The 18,701-nt window shown below is 74.7% G+C and carries 16 protein-coding genes; 9 read left to right on the top strand and 7 right to left on the bottom strand.

Annotated elements, in window-relative coordinates; translation table 11 throughout:
• The first annotated feature begins 12 nt into the window (after positions 1–12).
• The 5 genes from ABTZ54_RS32215 (at position 13) to ABTZ54_RS32195 (ending at position 5,585) form a co-directional block, all read left to right on the top strand.
• Positions 13–1,236 carry a nucleotide disphospho-sugar-binding domain-containing protein gene (locus ABTZ54_RS32215; protein ID WP_351670151.1) on the top strand — a complete coding sequence of 408 codons (1,224 nt, stop codon included), beginning with the start codon at positions 13–15 and terminating at the stop codon, positions 1,234–1,236.
• An 87-nt stretch (positions 1,237–1,323) separates the two neighbouring features.
• Positions 1,324–2,121 (top strand): SDR family NAD(P)-dependent oxidoreductase, encoded by a 798-nt coding sequence (locus ABTZ54_RS32210; protein ID WP_351670148.1) that lies wholly within the window; start codon positions 1,324–1,326, stop codon positions 2,119–2,121.
• Between the two features lie 80 nt (positions 2,122–2,201).
• Positions 2,202–3,521: an activator-dependent family glycosyltransferase gene (locus ABTZ54_RS32205; protein WP_351670145.1), complete on the top strand. Its 1,320-nt coding sequence runs from the start codon at positions 2,202–2,204 to the stop codon at positions 3,519–3,521.
• A 49-nt stretch (positions 3,522–3,570) separates the two neighbouring features.
• Positions 3,571–4,008 carry a MarR family winged helix-turn-helix transcriptional regulator gene (locus tag ABTZ54_RS32200; RefSeq protein ID WP_351670142.1) on the top strand — a complete coding sequence of 146 codons (438 nt, stop codon included), beginning with the start codon at positions 3,571–3,573 and terminating at the stop codon, positions 4,006–4,008.
• A gap of 266 nt (positions 4,009–4,274) precedes the next feature.
• Complete coding sequence (locus ABTZ54_RS32195) at positions 4,275–5,585, top strand: activator-dependent family glycosyltransferase (protein WP_351670139.1); 1,311 nt, start codon at positions 4,275–4,277, stop codon at positions 5,583–5,585.
• A gap of 19 nt (positions 5,586–5,604) precedes the next feature.
• Here the strand turns inward: ABTZ54_RS32195 and rfbD are convergent, their stop codons facing one another.
• The gene (gene rfbD, locus ABTZ54_RS32190; protein WP_351670136.1) at positions 5,605–6,462 is read right to left on the bottom strand and encodes a dTDP-4-dehydrorhamnose reductase; all 858 of its coding nucleotides are present in this window, start codon (positions 6,460–6,462) and stop codon (positions 5,605–5,607) included.
• A gap of 86 nt (positions 6,463–6,548) precedes the next feature.
• Between rfbD and ABTZ54_RS32185 the strand changes: the two genes are divergently transcribed.
• The gene (locus ABTZ54_RS32185; protein WP_351670133.1) at positions 6,549–6,851 is read left to right on the top strand and encodes a muconolactone Delta-isomerase family protein; all 303 of its coding nucleotides are present in this window, start codon (positions 6,549–6,551) and stop codon (positions 6,849–6,851) included.
• Positions 6,852–6,859: 8 nt separating this feature from the next.
• Here the strand turns inward: ABTZ54_RS32185 and ABTZ54_RS32180 are convergent, their stop codons facing one another.
• The 6 genes from ABTZ54_RS32180 to ABTZ54_RS32155 are packed head-to-tail and all read right to left on the bottom strand — an operon-like array spanning position 6,860 to position 12,871.
• Positions 6,860–7,837: an SRPBCC family protein gene (locus ABTZ54_RS32180; RefSeq protein ID WP_351670130.1), complete on the bottom strand. Its 978-nt coding sequence runs from the start codon at positions 7,835–7,837 to the stop codon at positions 6,860–6,862.
• A complete protein-coding gene (locus tag ABTZ54_RS32175) occupies positions 7,834–9,135 on the bottom strand; it encodes an activator-dependent family glycosyltransferase (protein WP_351670127.1) in 1,302 nt (433 codons plus the stop codon). The genes ABTZ54_RS32180 and ABTZ54_RS32175 overlap by 4 nt, the downstream gene beginning before the upstream one ends.
• A complete protein-coding gene (locus tag ABTZ54_RS32170; RefSeq protein WP_351670124.1) occupies positions 9,132–10,109 on the bottom strand; it encodes a cytochrome P450 family protein in 978 nt (325 codons plus the stop codon). The genes ABTZ54_RS32175 and ABTZ54_RS32170 overlap by 4 nt, the downstream gene beginning before the upstream one ends.
• On the bottom strand, positions 10,106–10,915 hold the full coding sequence (locus ABTZ54_RS32165; protein ID WP_351670121.1) for a phytanoyl-CoA dioxygenase family protein: 810 nt from the start codon (positions 10,913–10,915) through the stop codon (positions 10,106–10,108). Before ABTZ54_RS32165 ends, ABTZ54_RS32170 begins: the two co-directional genes overlap by 4 nt.
• 35 nt (positions 10,916–10,950) lie before the next feature.
• A complete protein-coding gene (locus tag ABTZ54_RS32160; protein WP_351670118.1) occupies positions 10,951–12,102 on the bottom strand; it encodes a nucleotide disphospho-sugar-binding domain-containing protein in 1,152 nt (383 codons plus the stop codon).
• A 55-nt stretch (positions 12,103–12,157) separates the two neighbouring features.
• On the bottom strand, positions 12,158–12,871 hold the full coding sequence (locus ABTZ54_RS32155) for a class I SAM-dependent methyltransferase (RefSeq protein ID WP_351670115.1): 714 nt from the start codon (positions 12,869–12,871) through the stop codon (positions 12,158–12,160).
• A gap of 138 nt (positions 12,872–13,009) precedes the next feature.
• Between ABTZ54_RS32155 and ABTZ54_RS32150 the strand changes: the two genes are divergently transcribed.
• The 3 genes from ABTZ54_RS32150 to ABTZ54_RS32140 all read left to right on the top strand — a co-directional run bounded on the left by ABTZ54_RS32150 (position 13,010) and on the right by ABTZ54_RS32140 (position 18,681).
• Positions 13,010–14,149, top strand: coding sequence for an aromatic ring-hydroxylating oxygenase subunit alpha (locus ABTZ54_RS32150; RefSeq protein WP_351670112.1), 1,140 nt, complete (start codon positions 13,010–13,012; stop codon positions 14,147–14,149).
• Between the two features lie 184 nt (positions 14,150–14,333).
• Positions 14,334–17,633, top strand: coding sequence for a FlgD immunoglobulin-like domain containing protein (locus ABTZ54_RS32145; RefSeq protein WP_351670109.1), 3,300 nt, complete (start codon positions 14,334–14,336; stop codon positions 17,631–17,633).
• Between the two features lie 151 nt (positions 17,634–17,784).
• Positions 17,785–18,681 carry an ATP-grasp domain-containing protein gene (locus tag ABTZ54_RS32140; RefSeq protein WP_351670106.1) on the top strand — a complete coding sequence of 299 codons (897 nt, stop codon included), beginning with the start codon at positions 17,785–17,787 and terminating at the stop codon, positions 18,679–18,681.
• The last annotated feature ends 20 nt before the right edge of the window (positions 18,682–18,701 follow it).

Here is an 18,701-nt window from a genome sequence, read left to right as displayed (position 1 = left end):
AGGAGATCCACCGTGCGCGTCCTGTTCACCGTGTCGTCGTGGCCCACCCAGTACGCGGCCATGGTGCCGCTGGGCTGGGCGCTCCAGGCGGCCGGTCACGAGGTCCGGGTGGTGTGCGCCGCGTCCCAGGCGGACGCGGTCGGGCGGTCCGGCCTGGTGCCGGTGCCGGTCCTGTCGGGGATGGACGAGGTGCTGCGGCTGCGGCTCCAGTACCACGCCGAGGCGGTCCACGGGATCTGGCCGTACCCCTGGCTCCCGCCGCATCCGCTCACGGGCGAACGGATGGACCGGCTCGACGCGTTCGACGCCGAGCGGTTCGCGGCGGATTACGCGCCGGCCCTGGCGGAGTCCACAGCGCGCGGCTTCGACGCGGCCGTGGCCTACGCCCGGGACTGGCGGCCGCGGCTGGTCCTGCACGATCCGGGGAGCCTGGAGGGCCTGCTCGTCGCCAGGCTGTCCGGCGTCCCGTCGGCGCTGTGCCTGTGGGGCCCGGCGAGTCCGCACGACCCCGACCACATGCGGATCGTGCCCACCGACCTGAGCGGCTCCTTCCCCCGGTACGGCCTGGGGGCGTTCGACCTGGGGATGATCGAGCGGGTCGTCGACCCCAGCCCGCCGTCGCTGAAGGTCCCGGTCCTGGCCGAGCGACTGCCCGTCCGCTACGTCCCGTACAACGGCTCCGGGGCCGCCCCGGCCTGGACCGCGCGGCCACCGGAGCGGACCCGGGTCTGCGTGAGCTGGTCCACCGCCCTGTCCACGCTGTGCGGGCCCGACTCGTTCCTCCTGCCACGGATCGTCGCCGCCCTGGAAGGTCTCGACTGCGAGGTGGTGCTCACCGCCACGGCCCGGGACGTCGCCGCGCTCGGCGCGGTGCCCGACGCGGTCCGGGTCGTCGAGCACCTGCCGCTGGCCGCGCTGCTGCCGGGCTGTTCGGCGGTGCTGCACCACGGGGGCAGTGGCAGCGCCCTGACGGCTCTGTGGGCGGGGGTGCCGCAGTTCGTCGCGACCTTCGCCGCCGAGCAGCAGATCGTCGGCGAGCGGCTGGCCGGCAGCGGCGCCGCGCTGCACGTGCCCGGGCACCTCGCCGACGAGGAGACGATCCGGGCCGGTGTCGAGCGCCTGATCGAGGACGCGGCCCACCGGGACGCGGCGGCCCGGCTCCGCGCGGAGATCGCCGAAGCGCCGAGCCCCGCCGCGCTCGCCGCCGAACTGGAGGCGCTGGCGAGCGGTGGCTGAGGGGACGGGTCCGGCTCCCCTTCCGCGGCCGGGCCCGGTGCGCGAGCGTCGAGGTGCTTGCGAGGCCGCCTCCGGATCCTGCCCGGCATGACCACACGAACCGAGTCGACCGAAGAGCCGGGCCGCCGGCCCACGGACCGCGCCCCGCGCGGGATCGTCGTCACCGGCGGCGGCACCGGCATCGGCCGGGCCACCGCCCGCGCCTTCGCCGAGCACGGCGACCGGGTGCTCGTCGTCGGCCGCACCGAGGCCACGCTCGCCGGGACCGCCGAGGGCCACCCGGGCATCCGGGTCCTGGTCGCCGACGTGACCGGGCCGGACGCCCCGGACCGGATCGCCGACGCCGCCGTGCGCACCCTCGGCGGGCTCGACGTCCTGGTGAACAACGCGGCCGCGATGGGATACCGCCCGCTCGCCGCGCTGGACCGCGCCGAGGCCGAACGGCAGCTCCACACCAACCTCCTGGCCCCCGTCCTGCTCACCCGGGCCGCGCTGCCGCACCTGGCGGAGCGGTCCGGCACGGTGGTCAACATCGGCTCCGCCGGCGCGCTCGGCCTGCGGTCCTGGCCGGACAACGGCCTGTACGGGGCCGCCAAGGCCGGTCTCGACTTCCTCACCCGGACCTGGGCCGTGGAGCTGGCCCCGCACGGCGTCCGGGTCGTGGGGATCGCTCCCGGGGTGACCGACACCCGGGCCGCTCCGGACTCCGGCGGCGCCGACCCCGGGCACGCGGCCTTCCTGGAGCAGATCGCCGCCCGGACTCCGAGCGGCCGGGTCGCCCGCCCCGAGGAGATCGCCTGGTGGGCCGTCCAGCTCGCCCGGCCGGAGGCCGCGTACGCCAACGGCCTGGTGGTGCCGGTCGACGGCGGCCTCTCCCTGACCTGACCCCGCCCGACCGGGGCGGAGCGGAGCCCCCGTGCCCGCTCCTCCCGTCCCGACCCGAACCGTCCGAGAGGGGAACGCCGATGCGCGTCCTGTTCCAGCCCTTCGCCGCCGCCACCCACGTGGCCGCCCAGGTCCCGCTCGCGTGGGCGCTGCGCGCGGCCGGGCACGAGGTGCGGGTCGCGGCCCAGCCGGACGTGACCGAGGACATCACCCGGGCCGGTCTGACGGCGGTGCCGGTCGGCGACCCGCTGCACGTCGCGGCCCGGATGAACCCCGACGACACGGGACTTCCGGCGGAACTGCGCGACGACGCCTGGCTCCGCGTCCTCGACCCGGGCGACATCGACCCCGCGCGGCTCACGCCCGAGCACCTGCACGGGATCTTCGCCGCGTGGACCCCCCTGGTGCACCGGAACACGGTCCCGGACCGGATGATCGACGACCTGGTCGGCTTCGCCCGTGACTGGCGGCCGGACCTGGTGGTCTGGGACACCATGACGTACGCCGGGCCGGTCGCCGCGCGTGCCGTGGGCGCCGCGCACGCCCGGCTGATGTTCGGCCTGGACCTGGTGGGGCTGTTGCGCGAGCGCTACCGGAGTGTCCTGGACCGGCTGCCGCCGGAGCTGAGGGACGATCCGCTGGAGGAGTGGCTGGGGCAGGTCCTCGAACGGCACGGCCTGTCCGGGCCGGGCGGCCGGGGCTTCGACGAGCAGCTGGTGACGGGCCAGTGGACCATCGACCCCGTCCCCACGTCCCTGGCGCTGCCGGTCCCGCTGCCCCGGGTGCCCGTGCGCTACGTGCCGTACAACGGTCGGGCCGTGGTGCCCGGTTGGCTGGACGGGGCGCCCGCGCGGCGCCGGGTCTGTCTGACCCTCGGCGTCTCCTTCCGCGAGGTGGTGGGCCGGGACCAGGCGTCCGTCGGCGAACTCCTCGCGGCCGTCGCCGATCTGGACGTGGAGGTGGTGGCCACGCTCGACTCCGCGCAGCTCGCGGAGGCCGGTCCGCTGCCGCCGAACGTCCGCGCCGTCGACTTCGTGCCGCTCGACGAGCTGCTGCCGAGCTGTGCGGCGATCATCCACCACGGCGGGGCGGGGACCTTCCTGACCGCGCTGGCCCACGGGGTGCCGCAGGTCGTGGTCCCGGCCCGGATGTGGTGCAACACCCCGCGGGCGGAGCGGGCCCGGGCGGCCGGGGTGGCCCTGACCTGCCCGCCGGAGGAGCTGACCGCCGCCCGGCTGCGGGCGATGGTGGAGCGGGTGCTGGACGACGGGTCGTTCGCGCGCGCCGCCGCCACAGTGCGCGCCGAGCTGCTGGGGACGCCGTCGCCCGCGGAGATCGTGCCGACCCTGGAGCGGCTGGTGGCGGCGCACCGCTCCGGTCGGCGGAACGGCGGGGTATGACATACCGTCGGAGGAGAGAAGATCACGCGTCTCCCGGTCGAGGTGAACCTTGCGGACACACATCCCCTATCTCCTGGCGGTGGCGAGCACGGTGGCGACGCGCCGGGTGGACGAGCGGTTGCAGGACTACGATCTGACGGTGCGTCAGTACGGTCTGCTGACGCAGCTCTCGCTCGAACCGGAGCTGACCATGGCGGAGCTGGCGCGGCAGCTCGGCGTCGCCCGGCAGTCCGTGCACCAGCTGGTGAACGACCTCGCCGAGGCCGGTCATGTGCGCCGCCGTCCGGGCGCCGACGACCGCTCCCGCCGGCTGGAGATCACCGACACCGCGCGCTATCTGCTCACCCGGATCGACGGTCCGCTGGAGCGGGTGGAGACCGAGCTGCTCGGCGATCTCGACGCGGACGAGGTCGAGACCCTGCGCGAGCTGCTCCAGCGCGTCCTCGCCCATGCCACCGACGACGAGGCCTGGCTGCCCGGCCGCTGACGGCGGCTCGCCGCTGCCTTGACGCCGCCACGCCGCTGCCTTGCCGCCACCCCGCCGTCGTCTTGACGCCGCCCCGCCGTCGCCTTGACGTAGCCTCGCCGCTGCCTTGACGCCGCCACGCCGCTGCCTTGAACGTAGCCTCGCCGTCGCCTCGCGATCGGCTCGACGGCCGGTGGAGGCTCGACAAGCCCCGTTCGCGGCCGGTCGCCGAACCGTTCGCGCGCTCGTCGAGGCGGGATCGAGGGCCGCTTCCTAGCCTCGCCGCCATGCGAGTGCTGTTTGTGACCCTGGCCGCCACACCCCACTTCTTCGTCCAGGTCCCGCTTGCCTGGGCCCTGCGCGCCGCCGGCCACGAGGTGCGCGTCGCCAGCCAGCCGGACCTCGTGGACGCCATCACCGCGGCGGGGCTGCCCGCCGTCCCGGTGGGGCCCCGGCTGGCGCAGGACGAGTCCGTGGAGGAGCTGCGGCGGCGGCAGGAGAAGGCCGCCGAGCGCCTCTCGGACCCGCCCGACGCCCAGGAACTGATGCGGATGGCGGAGGACCGGCCCGAGCGGCTGACGCCCGACTTCCTCGACGGCCTCTTCACCGTCATGACCTCGGCCATCTTCCAGAACTTCTCGGCCGACGAGACCGTCGACGACCTCGTCGCCCTGACCCGGCGCTGGCGCCCCGACCTGGTGGTCTGGGACACCCTCATGATGGGCGGATCCATCGCCGCCCGGGCCTGCGGGGCGGCGCACGCGCGCCTGCTGTACGGCCTCGACCTCGTCGGCACGATGCGGCGGCGGCACCTCGCCTCGCTCACCGCCCGGCCCCCGGCGCTGCGCGAGGACCCGCTCGCCGAGTGGCTGGAGTGGACCGCGGCCCGCCACGGCGGCGGCTTCAGCGAGGACCTGGTGACCGGTCAGTGGACCGTCGACCCCGCCCCCGCCCCGCTGCGCGCCCCCACGGACCTGCCCTGGGTCCCCGTGCGGCACGTCCCGTACAACGGGCGGGCCGTGCTGCCGGAGTGGCTCCGCGAGCCGCCCTCCCGGCCCCGGGTCTGTCTGACCCTCGGCCTCTCGTTCCGCGAGGTGATGGGCGGCGAGCGGACCTCCGTCCCGGTCCTCCTGGAGGCGCTGGCCGAGCTCGACGCCGAGGTCGTGGCGACGCTCGACGCGGGCCAGCTGGCGACGGCCGGGCGGCTGCCCGACAACGTGCGGGCGGTGGACTTCGTCCCGCTCGACGCGCTGCTGCCGTCCTGCTCCGCGATCGTGCACCAGGGCGGGTTCGGCACCTCCCAGAACGCGCTGGTGCACGGCGTCCCGCAGATCGTCGTCCCCAACGAGCTGTGGGACCTCCACCCGAGGGCGGACCTGGTCGTCCGCTCCGGCGCGGGCCTGCGCCCCACGGGGCCGGGCCCGCTGACCCCGGCGGGGCTGCGCGGGCTGGTGCACCGGGTGCTGCACGACCCCTCGTACGCACGCGCGGCGGCACGGCTCAGGGAGGAGACCCTCGCGATGCCGTCCCCGGCCGAACTGGTCCCGGTCCTTGAGGGGTTGACCGCCCGGCACCGACGCAGGGCCTGGGACGGCTGAGGCGGCGCGCAGGCGGGCCTCAGGGCTCCTCAAAAGCGCGCAGCGCCTCCGCCAGCGCCTCCCGCCACGGCCGGGGCGCCGGGATGCCGGCCTCCCGCCAGCGGGCGTGGCCCAGCACGGTGTACCGGGGCCGGGGCACGCGTCCGCCGAACGCCGCGCCGGACACGGGCCGCACCCGGTCCGGGTCGGCGCCGACGAGCCGGAACACCTCGCGGGCCAGCTCGTACCAGCTGGCCCGGCCCGCGTTGGTGGCGTGGAAGACGCCGTGCGCGCCCGGCGTGCGCCCGAGGGCGAGCAGGAGGCGTGCCACGTCCGCGGCCCAGGTCGGCTGTCCGAACTGGTCGGCGACCACGTCCACGGGCCCTTCGCCTCGCGCCCGCCCGCTCATGGCGCGGACGAAGTCCGGCCCGTGCCGCCCGTACAGCCAGGCCGTGCGGACCACGGCGCCCCGGTCGGGCAGCAGTCCGAGGACGGCCCGTTCGCCTGCGCGTTTGCTCCGCCCGTACGCGTTGAGGGGGCGCGTCGGATGGTCCTCGGGGTACGGGGTGTCGGCGTCGCCCGGGAAGACGTAGTCGGTGGAGAGGTGCAGCAGCCGGGTGCCGTGCCGGGCGCAGAGGGCCGCCAGGTGCCGGGGGCCGTCCCCGTTGACGAGGACGGCCCGCTCCTCTTCCTCCTCGGCCGCCTCCACCCCCGTATGGGCGGCGCAGTTGACGACGAGGCCGGGGCGGTGCCGGGCGAAGGCCTCGGCCAGGGCGGCGGGGTCGGTGATGTCCAGGGCGCGCCGGTCGAGGCCGACCGCGCCGGCGCCCTCGGCGGCCAGGGCGGCCGTCACCTCGTGCCCGAGGAGCCCCCCGGCTCCGGTGACCAGCCATCTCATCGGGAACTCCCTTCGAGCGGGCGTCGAGCCGTCGGTGACCGGCGCGGCCGACACTCGGGCATCGGACTCATGACTTTGGAGGCACGATGGCGCTGTTCGCCGTGCTGGCGACCCAGTCCCCCACCGGTATCGACGCCGACGCGTTCAGGCGGCGGCTCCCCGAGGGGTTCGCGTACGTCCGGGGGTTGGTGGACAAGGGGATCATCCGGCACAACTGGATCAGGGTCGGCGCCTCGGGCGGCCTGCTGATCTACGAGGTCGCCTCGCACGAGGAGCTGAACACGCTGCTGTACGGGAACCCGCTCAGCCCGCATCTCCGCTTCGAGGTGACCCCGCTGGCGGAGGTCGGCGGGTTCGATCCGACGGCGTTCGAGCGGGGCGCCGGCTGAGCGACGGGTCAGGGGGCCGTGAGGGACCGGGCGAGGGCCCGGTAGAAGGCGGTCACCCCCGGTTCCTTCGGGGAGAGGTGGCCGCGTGCGGCGAAACGGGAGCCGGCCACCCGCTGGACCGCCTCCATGCCGACGCGGTCCTCCCGGTTGACCACCGCCGCGCCCGCCGCGATCTCGGCGTACTGCTCGCGGAGCGCTTCCCGGTCCAGGCCCGTCAGGGCGGCGGGGTGCATGAGCACCCCGCCGCGTACCTCGACGCGGTCGACGGCCAGCGGGATCATCGTGATCCAGACGACGGAGTCGCCGAAGGCCGCGAGGCTGCCGCAGGGGAAGACCGCGCAGTTGTACATGGTCGCCCGCTGGGCGGCGTCGAGCGGCAGCGCCGTGCTCGCCAGGGGTTCGCGGAACGGGCTGAGCAGCCTGGTGACCCAGCGGGTCTCGGCGCGTACCTCCATGGCGCCGCCGGGCGGGGTGATCAGGGCCACCGTGGTGGGGTGGAGCCCCATGGCGTGGTAGTTCTCGTGGGCGTTCTGCACCGCGACCTTCCAGTTGCACCGCCACTCCTCGGTCCAGGCGGCGACCTGCGTCATCTCGGGCAGCCGGTACGCGGCGAGTTCCGCTCCGGTGCGCCGCAGGTGCGGGGCGAGGGGCTCGGCGGTCCCGTCGGGGTTGACGAAGACGAGGCCCCGCCACTCCTCCACGGCCGGCGCCGGCCGGTGCGGGCCGAGGGCCGACCGGGCGCGCAGCGCCCCGTCCGGGTCCCGGGTCACGGTGACGGGGCGGCCGCCGGGGGCGACGGTCACGGCCGCGCCAGGACCGGCGAGCTGGTCGGTGTGGGCGGCGAGCAGCCAGGAGCGGCCGAGGACCAGCTCCTGTTCGGCCCGCCACAGCTCGGGCGAGGTGAAGGCCGCCGGGGGCAGGCTCAGTTCGGGGGCGTCGGCGTCCAGGTACCGTTCGAGCTCCGCCAGGATCTCCGTGAGCCTCATGCTCCTCGCCGTCCCTTCCGGTGCCGGGCCGTGAGCCGCTCGATGGCGGCGACGGCCTCGTTGGGCGTCGGCATCTCCTCGGTCTCGCGCCGCAGCCGCCGGGCGTGCGCGGCGAACGACGGGTCCCCGAGCACCGCCGCGACCTTCTCGCGGAAGCGGTCGGGGGTGAACTCCCGCAGCGGCAGGGACAGGAGGTTGCCCTGCTTCTCGTAGGCGGCGCCCATGGACTCGGTGACCCACTCCCAGCCGGTGAGGAGGATCTGGGGGACGCCGTGGAACTCCGCCGTGGCCTTGGTCTGGTAGCCGCCGTGGTGGACGACGGCCGCGCAGGTCGGGAGCAGGTCGTGCAGCGGTACGTGGTCCACGACCCGTACGGTGTCCGGGAGCGGCGGCAGGTGGGCGCGCTGCGGTGCGGAGAGGGCGGCGACGACCTCGACGTCCAGTCCGGCGAGGGCGTCCAGCATGCCGACGAGGACCGTGTCGAGGTCCCAGAGGCCGTAGCCGCTGTCGATGCTGACGCCGAGGGTGAGACAGACCCGGGGCCGGGCCGGCGGCTCACGGAGCCAACTCGGCACGGCCGAGCGGCCGTTGTACGGGATGTAGCGGGCGGGGACGACGGGCAGGCCCAGGTCCTCGCGGAGGCTCGCCGGGCGGGTGTCGACGGTCCACTGGCCGGTGAGCATCGACTCGTCGAAGCGGGCCTCGGCGCCGAGCCGTTCCAGGGTGCGGTCGAGCCATTCCGCGGTGGGGTCCTCGCGGTGCTCGGGCGGCTGCTCGGCGGCGAGCCGCAGGAAGGCCCGCCGGGTGCCGAGCTGCATGGCCAGCTCCGGTCCGGAGACCAGACGGGCGTGGGCCGCGCCGACGGTGAGCGCCGCGACGGGTCCGGCCAGGCAGAGCGTCTCCCAGATGACGAGGTCCGGCTGCCAGTGGCGGGCGAAGGCGACCAGTTCGTCGATCAACCGGTCAGAGTTGAGGCGGGAGTTGAGGGCGGGCACGATGACGCTCTCGTAGCCGAGCTGGTCCGCCCAGCCACCCTCCGCGTCGAGGTCGGCGTCCCGGCCCCGGTCCTGGTCGGCCGTGCCGAAGTGGGCGATGGCCTCCTTGTGGAACTCCTCAAGTCCCTCGTACCAGGGCGGGCTGTCGAGGGGGACGGCCGTGATGCCGGTCCGGGTGACGGTCTCGACCACCCCGGGGACGCAGGCGGCGCGGACCTCGTGTCCGGCGGTGCGCAGGGCCCAGGCCAGCGGGGCGAGCAGATGGAAGTGGCTGCCTTCCAGGGAGCTGAACAGGACCCTCATCGTGCGCCCGCCCTCCTCGTGCCCGGGGCGGCGGTCGCCCGCAGGGGGACCCGGGCGGGGCCCCGGGTCAGGGGCGCCCGGGGGCGGCGTACCGCCGGGGCCGTAGGGCGCAGTCCGGCGTACCGGTCCGCCAGGGCCGCGACGACGGTCTCCGCCATCGCGCGCCGGAGCGGGGCCGTCGCGCGCAGCGCGGGCGGCTCGGCCGTTCCGGCGGCGTCGTCGCCGTCGTCGAGCAGCACCGCGAGCCGCTCACCGGCCGCGATCCGCACCCCCGCGAACTCGATGTCGGCATGGGCCAGCAGCGGGGCGATCCGCAGCGGCGGTGCGGTGTCCGCGAGGACGGTACGGGTGACGAGGTCGGCGCCGATCCGGGCGCCTGCCACGACCGCCGCCGGGTCCGGCGCGCCGGGGGCGGCCGCGAGGAGGGTGCGCAGCACGTCGAGGGCGGGGCCCGTGCGCCGGGCGGTCGCGAGCCGCTGCGGGCACACCATGGCGTCCAGGAGGGTCCCGCAGTCCGCGAGGGCCTCGGCGAAGCGTCCGTGCTCGGCCTCGGGGATCGCGCACGCCTGGGCGAGGGCGCCCGCCGCGAGGGGTTCGGCCACGGCGGCGACCAGGTCGAACTCCGGTCCCGCCGCGTCGAGCAGGCGGGCACACAGGGGGCCGAGGTCGGGCACGGGCAGGGGGGCCGCCGGCAGCCGGGGGTCCTCGTCGGGCAGGACGGGCGCGTGCGCGGTCGCGGGGTGGGCGAGCAGGGCGGTGCCGACGGCCGGGTCCGCGGTGACCCAGGGCCCGGGGCCGGAGCGCCACAGAGGTCCGGCGGCCCGGACGCGCTCGCGCAGCGGGCCCGGGTCCTCGTCGACGTCGCACAGCAGGGCGGCGTAGGGGTCGCCCTTGAGGCGGTGCAGCCAGAGCGTCCCGTACGCGCGCTGGAGCCGCTCCCCGAGCTCCGCCACGTCCGCCCGGTCCGTGGTCACGCGTCGGCTCCGGTGCCGGTGGCGATGAGGGGGAACCGGTCGCCGTCGACCGGGGCGCCCGGCCGCAGATGGGCGACGGGATGGTCCTGTACGCCGGGGCGGTAGGTGGCGTCGGAGTCCATGTAGACGGCGGCGAAGGCGAGCCGGCGTTCGCCGTCCGTGTTGACCCCGGCCATGTGGACGGTGCGGAAGTCGTGGAAGACGACGTCGCCGGCGCGCATCGGGACGGCGACCCTGGGGCTGTAGGGGAAGTCCGGCCAGACCTCCTCCATCGGCCGGTAGTCCTGGAATCCGGCCAGATGGATCTGGCGGTGCTCCGGCGGGCGGCGGTGCGAGCCGGGGACGTAGATCAGCGAGCCCCGGTCGGCGGGCACGTCCACGAGGGGGATCCACACGGTGAGGGTGCGGGTAAGACCGGCGAGCGGCAGGCCCGGTTCGTCGTCGTGGACGACGGTGGGCAGGTGGACGTGGGGCTCCTTCTTGAGGACGTCGGTGCCGTAGAGGCGCAGCGGCCCCCCGGCCAGGCGCTCGGCGGCCCGGGTCACCACGGGGTGCAGGGCCAGGCGGCGCAGCGCGGGGTGCTTGCGCCAGGCGGCCTCCACGTAGTGGACCTGGGTCTCCGCCTCGGAGGCGCCCCAGGTCTCGGGGCCCTCCTTGTCGAGGAGTTCCTCGGCGGCGGCCCGGTAGCCGGCCACCTCCTCGGCGGAGAGCACGGCGCGGAAGTGGACGAAACCCTGGTCGCGGTAGTGGCGCAGGGCCTCCTCGTCGGGGTGGCCGTACTCCGTCAGACGGGCGGTCGTCAGCATCTGTTCGTCTTTCCTCGCTGGTGTGGGAGTGCGGTTCACCCGAGGGACGCGACGAGCCGGGCGGCCGTCTCGGCGGGTGTGGGCATCGCGCGCAGTTCGTCCCTGACCTGGCGCGCGTTCTCGCGGAGCCGGTCGTCGCCGAGCAGGCCGCGGCATTCGGCGGTGCCGAGGCTCCCCGGCTCGGCCACGATGCCGATGCCGCGGGCGGGCAGCAGGTCCGCCCCGGTCTGCTGGTAGGAGCCGCGCGGGATGACGCACTGCGGGATTCCGGCGGCGGCGGCCGTGAGCATCGTGCCGCTGCCGCCGTGGTGGACGATCGCGTCGCAGGTGTGCAGGAGCAGGTCGAGCGGGGCCCACTCGACGAGGCGGACGTTGGGCGGGGCGTCGCCGAGGAGCGCGGGGTCGCCGCCGCCGAGGGTGACCACGAACTCGGCGTCCACGCCACGGGCCGCCTCCATCAGGGGTTCCAGGATCGCGAGTCCGCCCCACTGGGCCTCGATGGTGCCCAGGGTGACGGCGACGCGCGGCAGCCGCGCGGGTTCGGCCAGCCACGGGGGCAGCACGGACCCGCCGTTGTAGGGCACATGGCGTACGGGCTCGGCGAGCGGCGTGCGCCGGTCCTCGGGGAGCAGGGCGGTGAGGCTCTCGGGGAGGGTGGTGAGGGGCACGGTCGCGGCGGGTTCGCCGGTGACGCCGTGGCGGTCCCAGTGCGGCTCCATTCCGGCGCGGAGCAGGGTGCGCAGGCGGGCGCCGCTGTCGTACGAGCCGAGGCGGGGCTCGATCAGGGGCACGCCGAGCGCGGCGGCGACCAGCCGGCCGGCGCCCTGGAGGGGCGGGGCGACGACGAGATCGGGCGACCAGTGCCGGGCGGCGGCCAGGGCGCCGTCCACCATGACGCCGGAGACGCGGGCGAAGAGGGTGGCCAGTTCGGCGTCGTCGGGGTCCTCGGCGAACATGGGGTGGTCCACCGGTGCGCCGTCCGCCCCTGGCTCCTGGGGCAGGTAGACGGGCAGGTAGTCGAGGCCGGGCGTGACGTCGACGGTGTCGAAGCCCGCCTCGGCGGCGGCCAGGCTGAGGCCTCCGGTGGCGTACCGGACCCGGTGTCCGGCGGCGCGGAAGGCCTGGGCCAGGGGGATGGTCGGGAAGAGGTGGCCGAGGCCGGGAGAGGTCACGAACAGGACGCGCATACGGCCTCCAGCCGGGAGTCGCGGGTCGGTGCGGCGCCGGGACGTGTCGGGGGCCTCATGCGGCGGCCCCGAGGAAGAGCCCCCGGCCGGAGTGCGGGCCGGGGACGTAGCCGACGGTGAGTCCGGCCGCCCGGAACGCGGCCTCGTACGTGGCGCGGGGGAAGAGGGAGATGCGGTGGGTCTCGCTGAAGTGCCGGGCCCCGGCACCGGAGTCGGCGACCACGTAGTGGACGTCCATCCGGCAGGCGTCCCCGTCCCGCGCGGAGTGCGACACCCGGGCCACGGTCCGGTCCCCGAGGGTCGTGACGTCCCCGGAGACGTATCCGTCGAGGTAGGTCTCGGGGAACCACCAGGGGTCGACGGCCACCACTCCCCCGGGTGTCAGGTGCCGGGCGAAGGCGGCCAGGGTGGCGTGGAGTTCGGCCGCGTCGGTGGCGTACCCGAGGGAGCCGAACATGCAGGTGACGACGTCGAAGCGGGCGTCGAGGGCGAAGTCCCGCATGTCGCCGATGTGGACGGGGACGTCGGGCAGGCCGCGGCGGGCGGCGCGGACCATCGGCTCGGACAGTTCCAGGCCCGCGACCCGGGCGTAGAGGCCGGCGAAGTGGCGCAGGTGCGCGCCGGTGCCGCAGGCCACGTCGAGCAGGGAGTCCGCTCCGGGCCGCAGCCGCCGGACGTGCCGGGTGAGCTCCCGCGCCTCGGCCCCGTAGTCCTTGCCGCGGCTCTCGTGGATGAGTTCGTGGATCTCGGTGAGGTCAGCGCCGTACATGCTCGGATCGTCGGGGGGCCGGCTGGAGGAAACGCGGGGGACGGGTGGAGGGGGTGCGGCGGGGTGTCGACCGGGCGGCGAGGGGTTCACGAGTGCGCGCGAGGAGGCTCGGCCGGACCGAACCGAGGGAGGGCCGTGGTGGACGTCGAGGAGATCGTGGCGGAGCTGGAGCGGTATCTGGCGCCGGACGCGGCGGCGTTGAGCCTGCCGCCCGCGGCGTTCACCTCGCCCGAGCTGTGGGAGCGGGAGCGGGAGCTGGTGTTCGGGCGCTCGTGGGTGCTGGTCGCGCACGCGGACGAGCTGGCGGAGTCCGGTTCGTACGTGGCGCTGTCGGTGGCGGGCGAGCCGGTGGTCGTGGTCCGTGGCGAGGACGGTGTGCTGCGGGGCCTGTCGACGGTGTGCCGGCACCGGTTGATGCCGGTGGTGGAGGAGGGCGCGGGCCGCACGGACGTGTTCACCTGCCCGTACCACCTGTGGCGGTACGGCCTCGACGGACGGCTGGTCGGCGCCACCCATATGAAGCGCAATCCGGCCTTCGATCCGTCGGCCTGCCGGCTGCCCGGGTTCGCGGTCGAGGAGTGGCGCGGCTTCGTCTTCGTCAACCTCGACGCCTCCGCCGAGCCGCTGGGGCCGCATCTGCGCCGGATCGGCGACGACCTGGTCAACTACCGGCTGCCGGAGCTGACGCAGGTCGCCGGGTGGACCGAGGAGTGGCACTGCAACTGGAAGGTCGCCGTCGAGAACGCGCACGAGAACTACCACGTCATGGGCTTCCATCCGGAGACGCTTCAGCCGACGACGCCGGGCGGGGCGGAGACCCGGGTGCGCGCGGACTCGCCGTGGGCAGACAGCATGCGGGTGCGGTACGCGGCCCCGCTGGAGCCGCTGGCCCTGGACCTCACCGAGGAGGAACGAGCGCATCTGTACGGCTTCTTCGTCTTCCCTTCGGGCAGCCTGGCCGCCTCCGGCGACATGGTGATCTGGCTCAGCCTGATCCCGTCGTCCCTCGACCGCACCCTCGTCAGGGGCGGGGTGCTGATGCCCCCGTCCCTGGTCGAGCACCAGGACCGCGACGCCGTCCGGAAGGAGGCCGAGGCCTACGCCGCCGTGATCAACGGCGAGGACCGCCGAGGCCTTGAGGCCGTCCAGCGCGGCGCCACGTCCCGCTTCGGCGAGCGGGGCCACCTATCCCCCAAGGAGCCCGGCGTCCTCCTCTTCTACCGAAGCCTGGCCCGCGCCCTGTGCCGGGAGGACGCGGACTATCCCGGGGAGCTCTGACCGGACGGCGCCGGGCCGATGTGTCACCGAACGTAGGTCGCCGGCCGGGCACTTCGTACCGCATTTCTCGCCATGATCGGTCGAGGGCGGTCACGATCCGACGACGGGCGGTCGGCCCCTGTTAGTGTCTGCGCACTCGGGTCGGGTGGGGAAACTTGGCCCGGTTCCTGGGGAGGGACCACTCTTGCACAGCACTACGAAGACCCGCCGCGGCCGTGCCGCGGCGGCCGTCGTCGCGACCGCGGCGGCGCTGATGAGCCTCATGCCTCTGGGGACGGGTCCTGCGGTGGCGGCCGAGCCGCCGCCGGAGGTCGTCGTCCCGGCGGAGTTCACGCCGGACCCGTACGCGGGAAGGCTGCCCGTGGTGGGGACGACCGGGTTCGTCCAGGGCGGCGAGTACGGCGGATACCACTGGTTCTCGTTCTCCGGCGGCACACGCACCCCGGTCCCCTACGGGGGGCCGGTGGACACCGGCACGGACCTGGTCGCCACGCTCTCGTCTTCGAGCGCCCGGCTCTGGGACCCGGCGACGCGGACGTCGCAGGCGATCCCGGCGACCGCCGGGCAGCGGTCCTGGACCATGCTCGGGCAGAGCCTCGTGACGTACGAGGTGGCGAAGCCCTGGATCTGGCATCGGCTGAGCCTCGCGCAGGGCCAGGTGACCGACCGCGTGCTGACGCTCCCGGAAGGCGCCGAGATCCTGACGGGCTTCACCCGCTCGGGGTCCCCGCACGGCTTCTGGCTCACGTACCGGCTGAACGACGTCACGACGACCGTGTGGATCGACCGCGCCTTCACCGCCCGGACGGTGGACCTGGGACCCGACCCGACCGGTGGCCCCAACGTCACCGCGGACCGGTACCTGTTCCGCTTCCCCGTCCCGGGCCGGGTCCAGATCTGGGACCTGACGGGCGACTTCTCCGCACCGCTCCACGAACTCGACTGGGCCGGCGGCACCCCGGCGGCCCTCCTCGGCGACCGGATCCTGGTCCGCGTCCCCGGCGAGGGCGGCGACCGGCTCCTCGCGCGTCCGCTCGCGGGCGGTACGGATCAGGAGGTCCTCGACCGGATCACGGGTGTCACCCGGGCCGGTACCGACGGGCGGGTGATCGCGACGCGATCCGGGAGCGGCGACGAGCGCGCGGTCCACTCGATCCGGGCCGGGGAGGGCGGCGGGGCGCCCGTCGTGGAGAAGGTCGCCGTCATCCCGCCGGTCGTCACCAGGGTCGGGGAGATGTCGATGGCCCAGGGCGTCCTCATGTCGTACGAGACCCTGCCGTACGCCAAGGCAGCGGTACGGGAACGGGAGCTGACGACGGGTGGCGAGCCGGCCGTCGGGCCGAAGCGGGAGCTCGCCGGTGACGGCGTCTGCGGCCCGATCGTCTCGTGCACGGGGCTCCGGACCGGCGACGGCCGCGCCGTGTTCAGCGACGCGGACTTCCACCCGCACGTGGTCGAGGCCGGGCGGAGTCTGCCGGGTACGTCCCTGACGGGCATCCCCCGCCAAGGGATGCCGCAGGCGTCAGGGCGCTACATCTCCTACAAGACCGCCGACCAGCAGACGCAGGTCGCCGATCTGGACACCCAGGAGGTCGTCCTGCGGTCGCCGAACGTCAGCGGTCGGGTCTCCTCCCTCGCCGGCGACAAGCTGTGGCAGGAAAGCGTGCCGACCGGTGTCGTCGAAAGGTTCGACGTGCGCACCGGCGCGTCGTGGTCGCGGAAGGTGTCCGACTGCGACCTGACGGAGCTCCAGGTGTGGGGGGCGTACCTCTACTGGCGCTGCGGGGACGCGAAGGCGGGCGTCCAGGAGTGGAACTCCGGCACCGACATTCCATTGCCTCCGCACGACCGGGCGATGCTGGGCGACGGCTACCTCGCGCACTCGAAGGGCGGGGTGCTGTCCGTCACGCCCCTGCGCGGGGCGGGGCCGACGCGGGTGATCGGCGACGTCCCCGCCGCCGACTACTGGACCGTGGACCGCTTCGGCGGCCCCATCGCCTACTCCGACAAGGAGCAGCGCATCCACGTCGCCCAGTCCGGCGTCCCCGCGTCCGGCCTCGGGGTCCTCGACCACGACGAGGCGGGGATCCTGGACCTCGCCGCCGCCCCCTCCTGGACCGGCAGGTGGTGGCTGAACAAGCCCGCTGCCTCCTGGTCGCTGACGCTCAAGGACCGGGCGGGGACCGTGGTGCGGACCCTGCGCGGGGGCGAGGCGCGGGGGCTGGTGAAGGCCGTGTGGGACGGCCGCGGCGACGACGGTGCGGCGCTGGCCGACGGGCGGTACACGTGGGAGCTGGCCGCCGCGCCCGCCGACGGTGTCGGGCCCGACCTGCGCCGCGTCGGTGGGGCGTTCCTGACGCGGGGCGGTCTCGGCACGTACGAGCCGGTGGCCCCGGCCAGGCTCCTCAGCACCGTGACCGGCTTCGCCGCTCCGAAGGCGAAGGTCGGTCCCGGCGGCACGGTGACGCTCCAGGTCACCGGGCGCGGTGGGGTGGAGGGGGCCGGTGTGACGGCGGTGACCCTGAACGTGACCGCGACCAACCCGACGGCGACGACGTACGTGTCGGTCTACCCCACCGGTACGGACCGTCCCGCCACGTCCAGCCTGAACGTGATGGCCGGCCGGACCGCGCCGAACCTCGTGACCGTCCCGGTCGGCAAGGACGGCAAGGTGACGCTCTACAACCGCGCCGGTTCGGTCGACCTGCTCGCCGACGTGGCCGGCTTCTACACCCTCGACGGCGAGGGCGACCGCTTCCGGGCGGTGACCCCCGCCCGGCTCCTCAGCACCGTGGCGGGCACCGGCGCGCCGAAGGCCGCCGTCGGCGCCGGCCGGACGGTGTCCGTGCAGGTCGCGGGTCGTGGCGGGGTTCCGGCCACGGGCGTGACGGCGGTGACGGTGAACGTGACCGCGACGAACCCGACCGCGACGACCTACGTCTCGGCCTACCCGTACGGCACCCCGCGCCCGACCACCTCGAACCTGAACGTGACCGCGGGCCAGACCGTGGCCAACCTGGTGACCGTCCCGGTCGAGAACGGCCGGATCACCCTCTACAACCACGCCGGTTCGGTCGACCTCCTGGCCGACGTGGCCGGCTACTTCACCGCCACGGGCGACCGCTTCAAGGCCGTGCCCCCGGCCCGGATCCTGAGCACCGTCGCCGGTGTGGGGGCCCCGAAGGCCCCGGTCGGCGCGGGCAGGACGGTGTCCGTGCAGGTCGCGGGCCAGGGCGGAGTCCCGGCCACCGGCGTATCGGCGCTCGTCATGAACGTGACCGCCACGAACCCGACCGCGCCGACCTACGTCTCGGCCTACCCGTACGGCACCCCGCGCCCGACCACCTCGAACCTGAACGTCGCCGCCGGCCGCACGATCGCCAACCAGGTCGTCGTCCCGGTCCACGACGGCAAGGTGACGCTGTACAACCACTCCGGCACGGTGGACCTGCTGGCCGATGTGGCGGGGTATTTCACGGAGTAGGCCCGTTCGACCCCCGGCCGTGAAGGGGCGGCGCACCGTTCGAACACGGTGCGCCGCCCCTTCACCGTACGGCTGGGTCGCCGTGCCTCGCAGCCCGCGCCCGGCCCGCCTAGGCTGCGGGGACAGGGACGAGTGACGACAGGAGAGTCGCGTGGGGAGTGGCAGGGTCGCGATCGTGACCAGTGGGGCCGGGATGGAGTGGGACGCCGATCTTCCGCTGATCGTGGAGGCGTTGCGCGCTCGTGGTGTGGTGGGGGTCCCGGTGGCCTGGGACGCGCCGGATGTGGCGTGGGAACGTTTCGATCTGGCCGTCATCCGGTCTACCTGGGACTACACGGAACGTATCGAGACGTTCCTGGCCTGGGCCGACAGGGCGGCCCGCGGGACGCGTCTGTGGAATCCGGCTCCGGTGGTGCGCTGGAATAGCGACAAGCGCTATCTACGCGACCTCGCGGAGAAGGGCGTGGACGTCGTTCCCACCCGCTTCATCGAGCCGGGCTCGCCCGTCGCCGAGGAGGGCTTCCTCGGCGACGGCCCGGTCGTGGTCAAGCCCGCGATCTCCGCAGGCGCGGTCGACACCGCCCGGTACGAGCCCGATCAGCACGCCGCCGCCGAGCAGCACGTCCGGGCGCTGCTGGAGCAGGGCCGGATCGTGATGGTCCAGCCCTACCTGCGTCTCGTGGAGGAGGGAGAGCGGGCTCTGGTCTTCATCGGGGGCACATTCAGCCACGCGATCCGAAAGGGCCCCGTACTGACCGAGTCCGGCGAGATCGACAACGACCGGGTGCCGCACCCCGACGTCACCCCGTACGACCCGACCGACGAGGAGATCACCACGGCCCTGACGGCCCTGGCGGCGGTCCCGACAGCGGACGCCCTCCTGTTCGCCCGGGTGGACCTGGTCCTGGACGAGACCAGAAGGCCGGTGGTCATGGAGCTGGAACTGATCGAGCCGAACCTGTTCCTCGAAAGCCGTCCCGAGGGCCTGAACCACCTCGCCGACTCCATCACGGCGAGATCCCGGGCCGTCGATCCGACACAGATATAAGTAGTTGACGACGCCGGAAG

Origin of the sequence: Streptomyces sp. NPDC094032, assembly GCF_040303965.1 — a bacterium.
Classification (GTDB): domain Bacteria; phylum Actinomycetota; class Actinomycetes; order Streptomycetales; family Streptomycetaceae; genus Streptomyces.
This window is presented reverse-complemented; position numbering and strand designations above follow the sequence as displayed.

What these genes read in the sequence shown, in the direction of transcription:
- ABTZ54_RS32210 (WP_351670148.1), top strand. Translation starts at nt 1,324, where the DNA reads ATGACCACACGAACCGAGTCGACCGAAGAGCCGGGCCGCCGGCCCACG.
- ABTZ54_RS32205 (WP_351670145.1), top strand. Translation starts at nt 2,202, where the DNA reads ATGCGCGTCCTGTTCCAGCCCTTCGCCGCCGCCACCCACGTGGCCGCC.
- ABTZ54_RS32195 (WP_351670139.1), top strand. Translation starts at nt 4,275, where the DNA reads ATGCGAGTGCTGTTTGTGACCCTGGCCGCCACACCCCACTTCTTCGTC.
- rfbD (WP_351670136.1), bottom strand. Translation starts at nt 6,462, where the DNA reads ATGAGATGGCTGGTCACCGGAGCCGGGGGGCTCCTCGGGCACGAGGTG.
- ABTZ54_RS32185 (WP_351670133.1), top strand. Translation starts at nt 6,549, where the DNA reads ATGGCGCTGTTCGCCGTGCTGGCGACCCAGTCCCCCACCGGTATCGAC.
- ABTZ54_RS32180 (WP_351670130.1), bottom strand. Translation starts at nt 7,837, where the DNA reads ATGAGGCTCACGGAGATCCTGGCGGAGCTCGAACGGTACCTGGACGCC.
- ABTZ54_RS32175 (WP_351670127.1), bottom strand. Translation starts at nt 9,135, where the DNA reads ATGAGGGTCCTGTTCAGCTCCCTGGAAGGCAGCCACTTCCATCTGCTC.
- ABTZ54_RS32165 (WP_351670121.1), bottom strand. Translation starts at nt 10,915, where the DNA reads ATGCTGACGACCGCCCGTCTGACGGAGTACGGCCACCCCGACGAGGAG.
- ABTZ54_RS32160 (WP_351670118.1), bottom strand. Translation starts at nt 12,102, where the DNA reads ATGCGCGTCCTGTTCGTGACCTCTCCCGGCCTCGGCCACCTCTTCCCG.
- ABTZ54_RS32155 (WP_351670115.1), bottom strand. Translation starts at nt 12,871, where the DNA reads ATGTACGGCGCTGACCTCACCGAGATCCACGAACTCATCCACGAGAGC.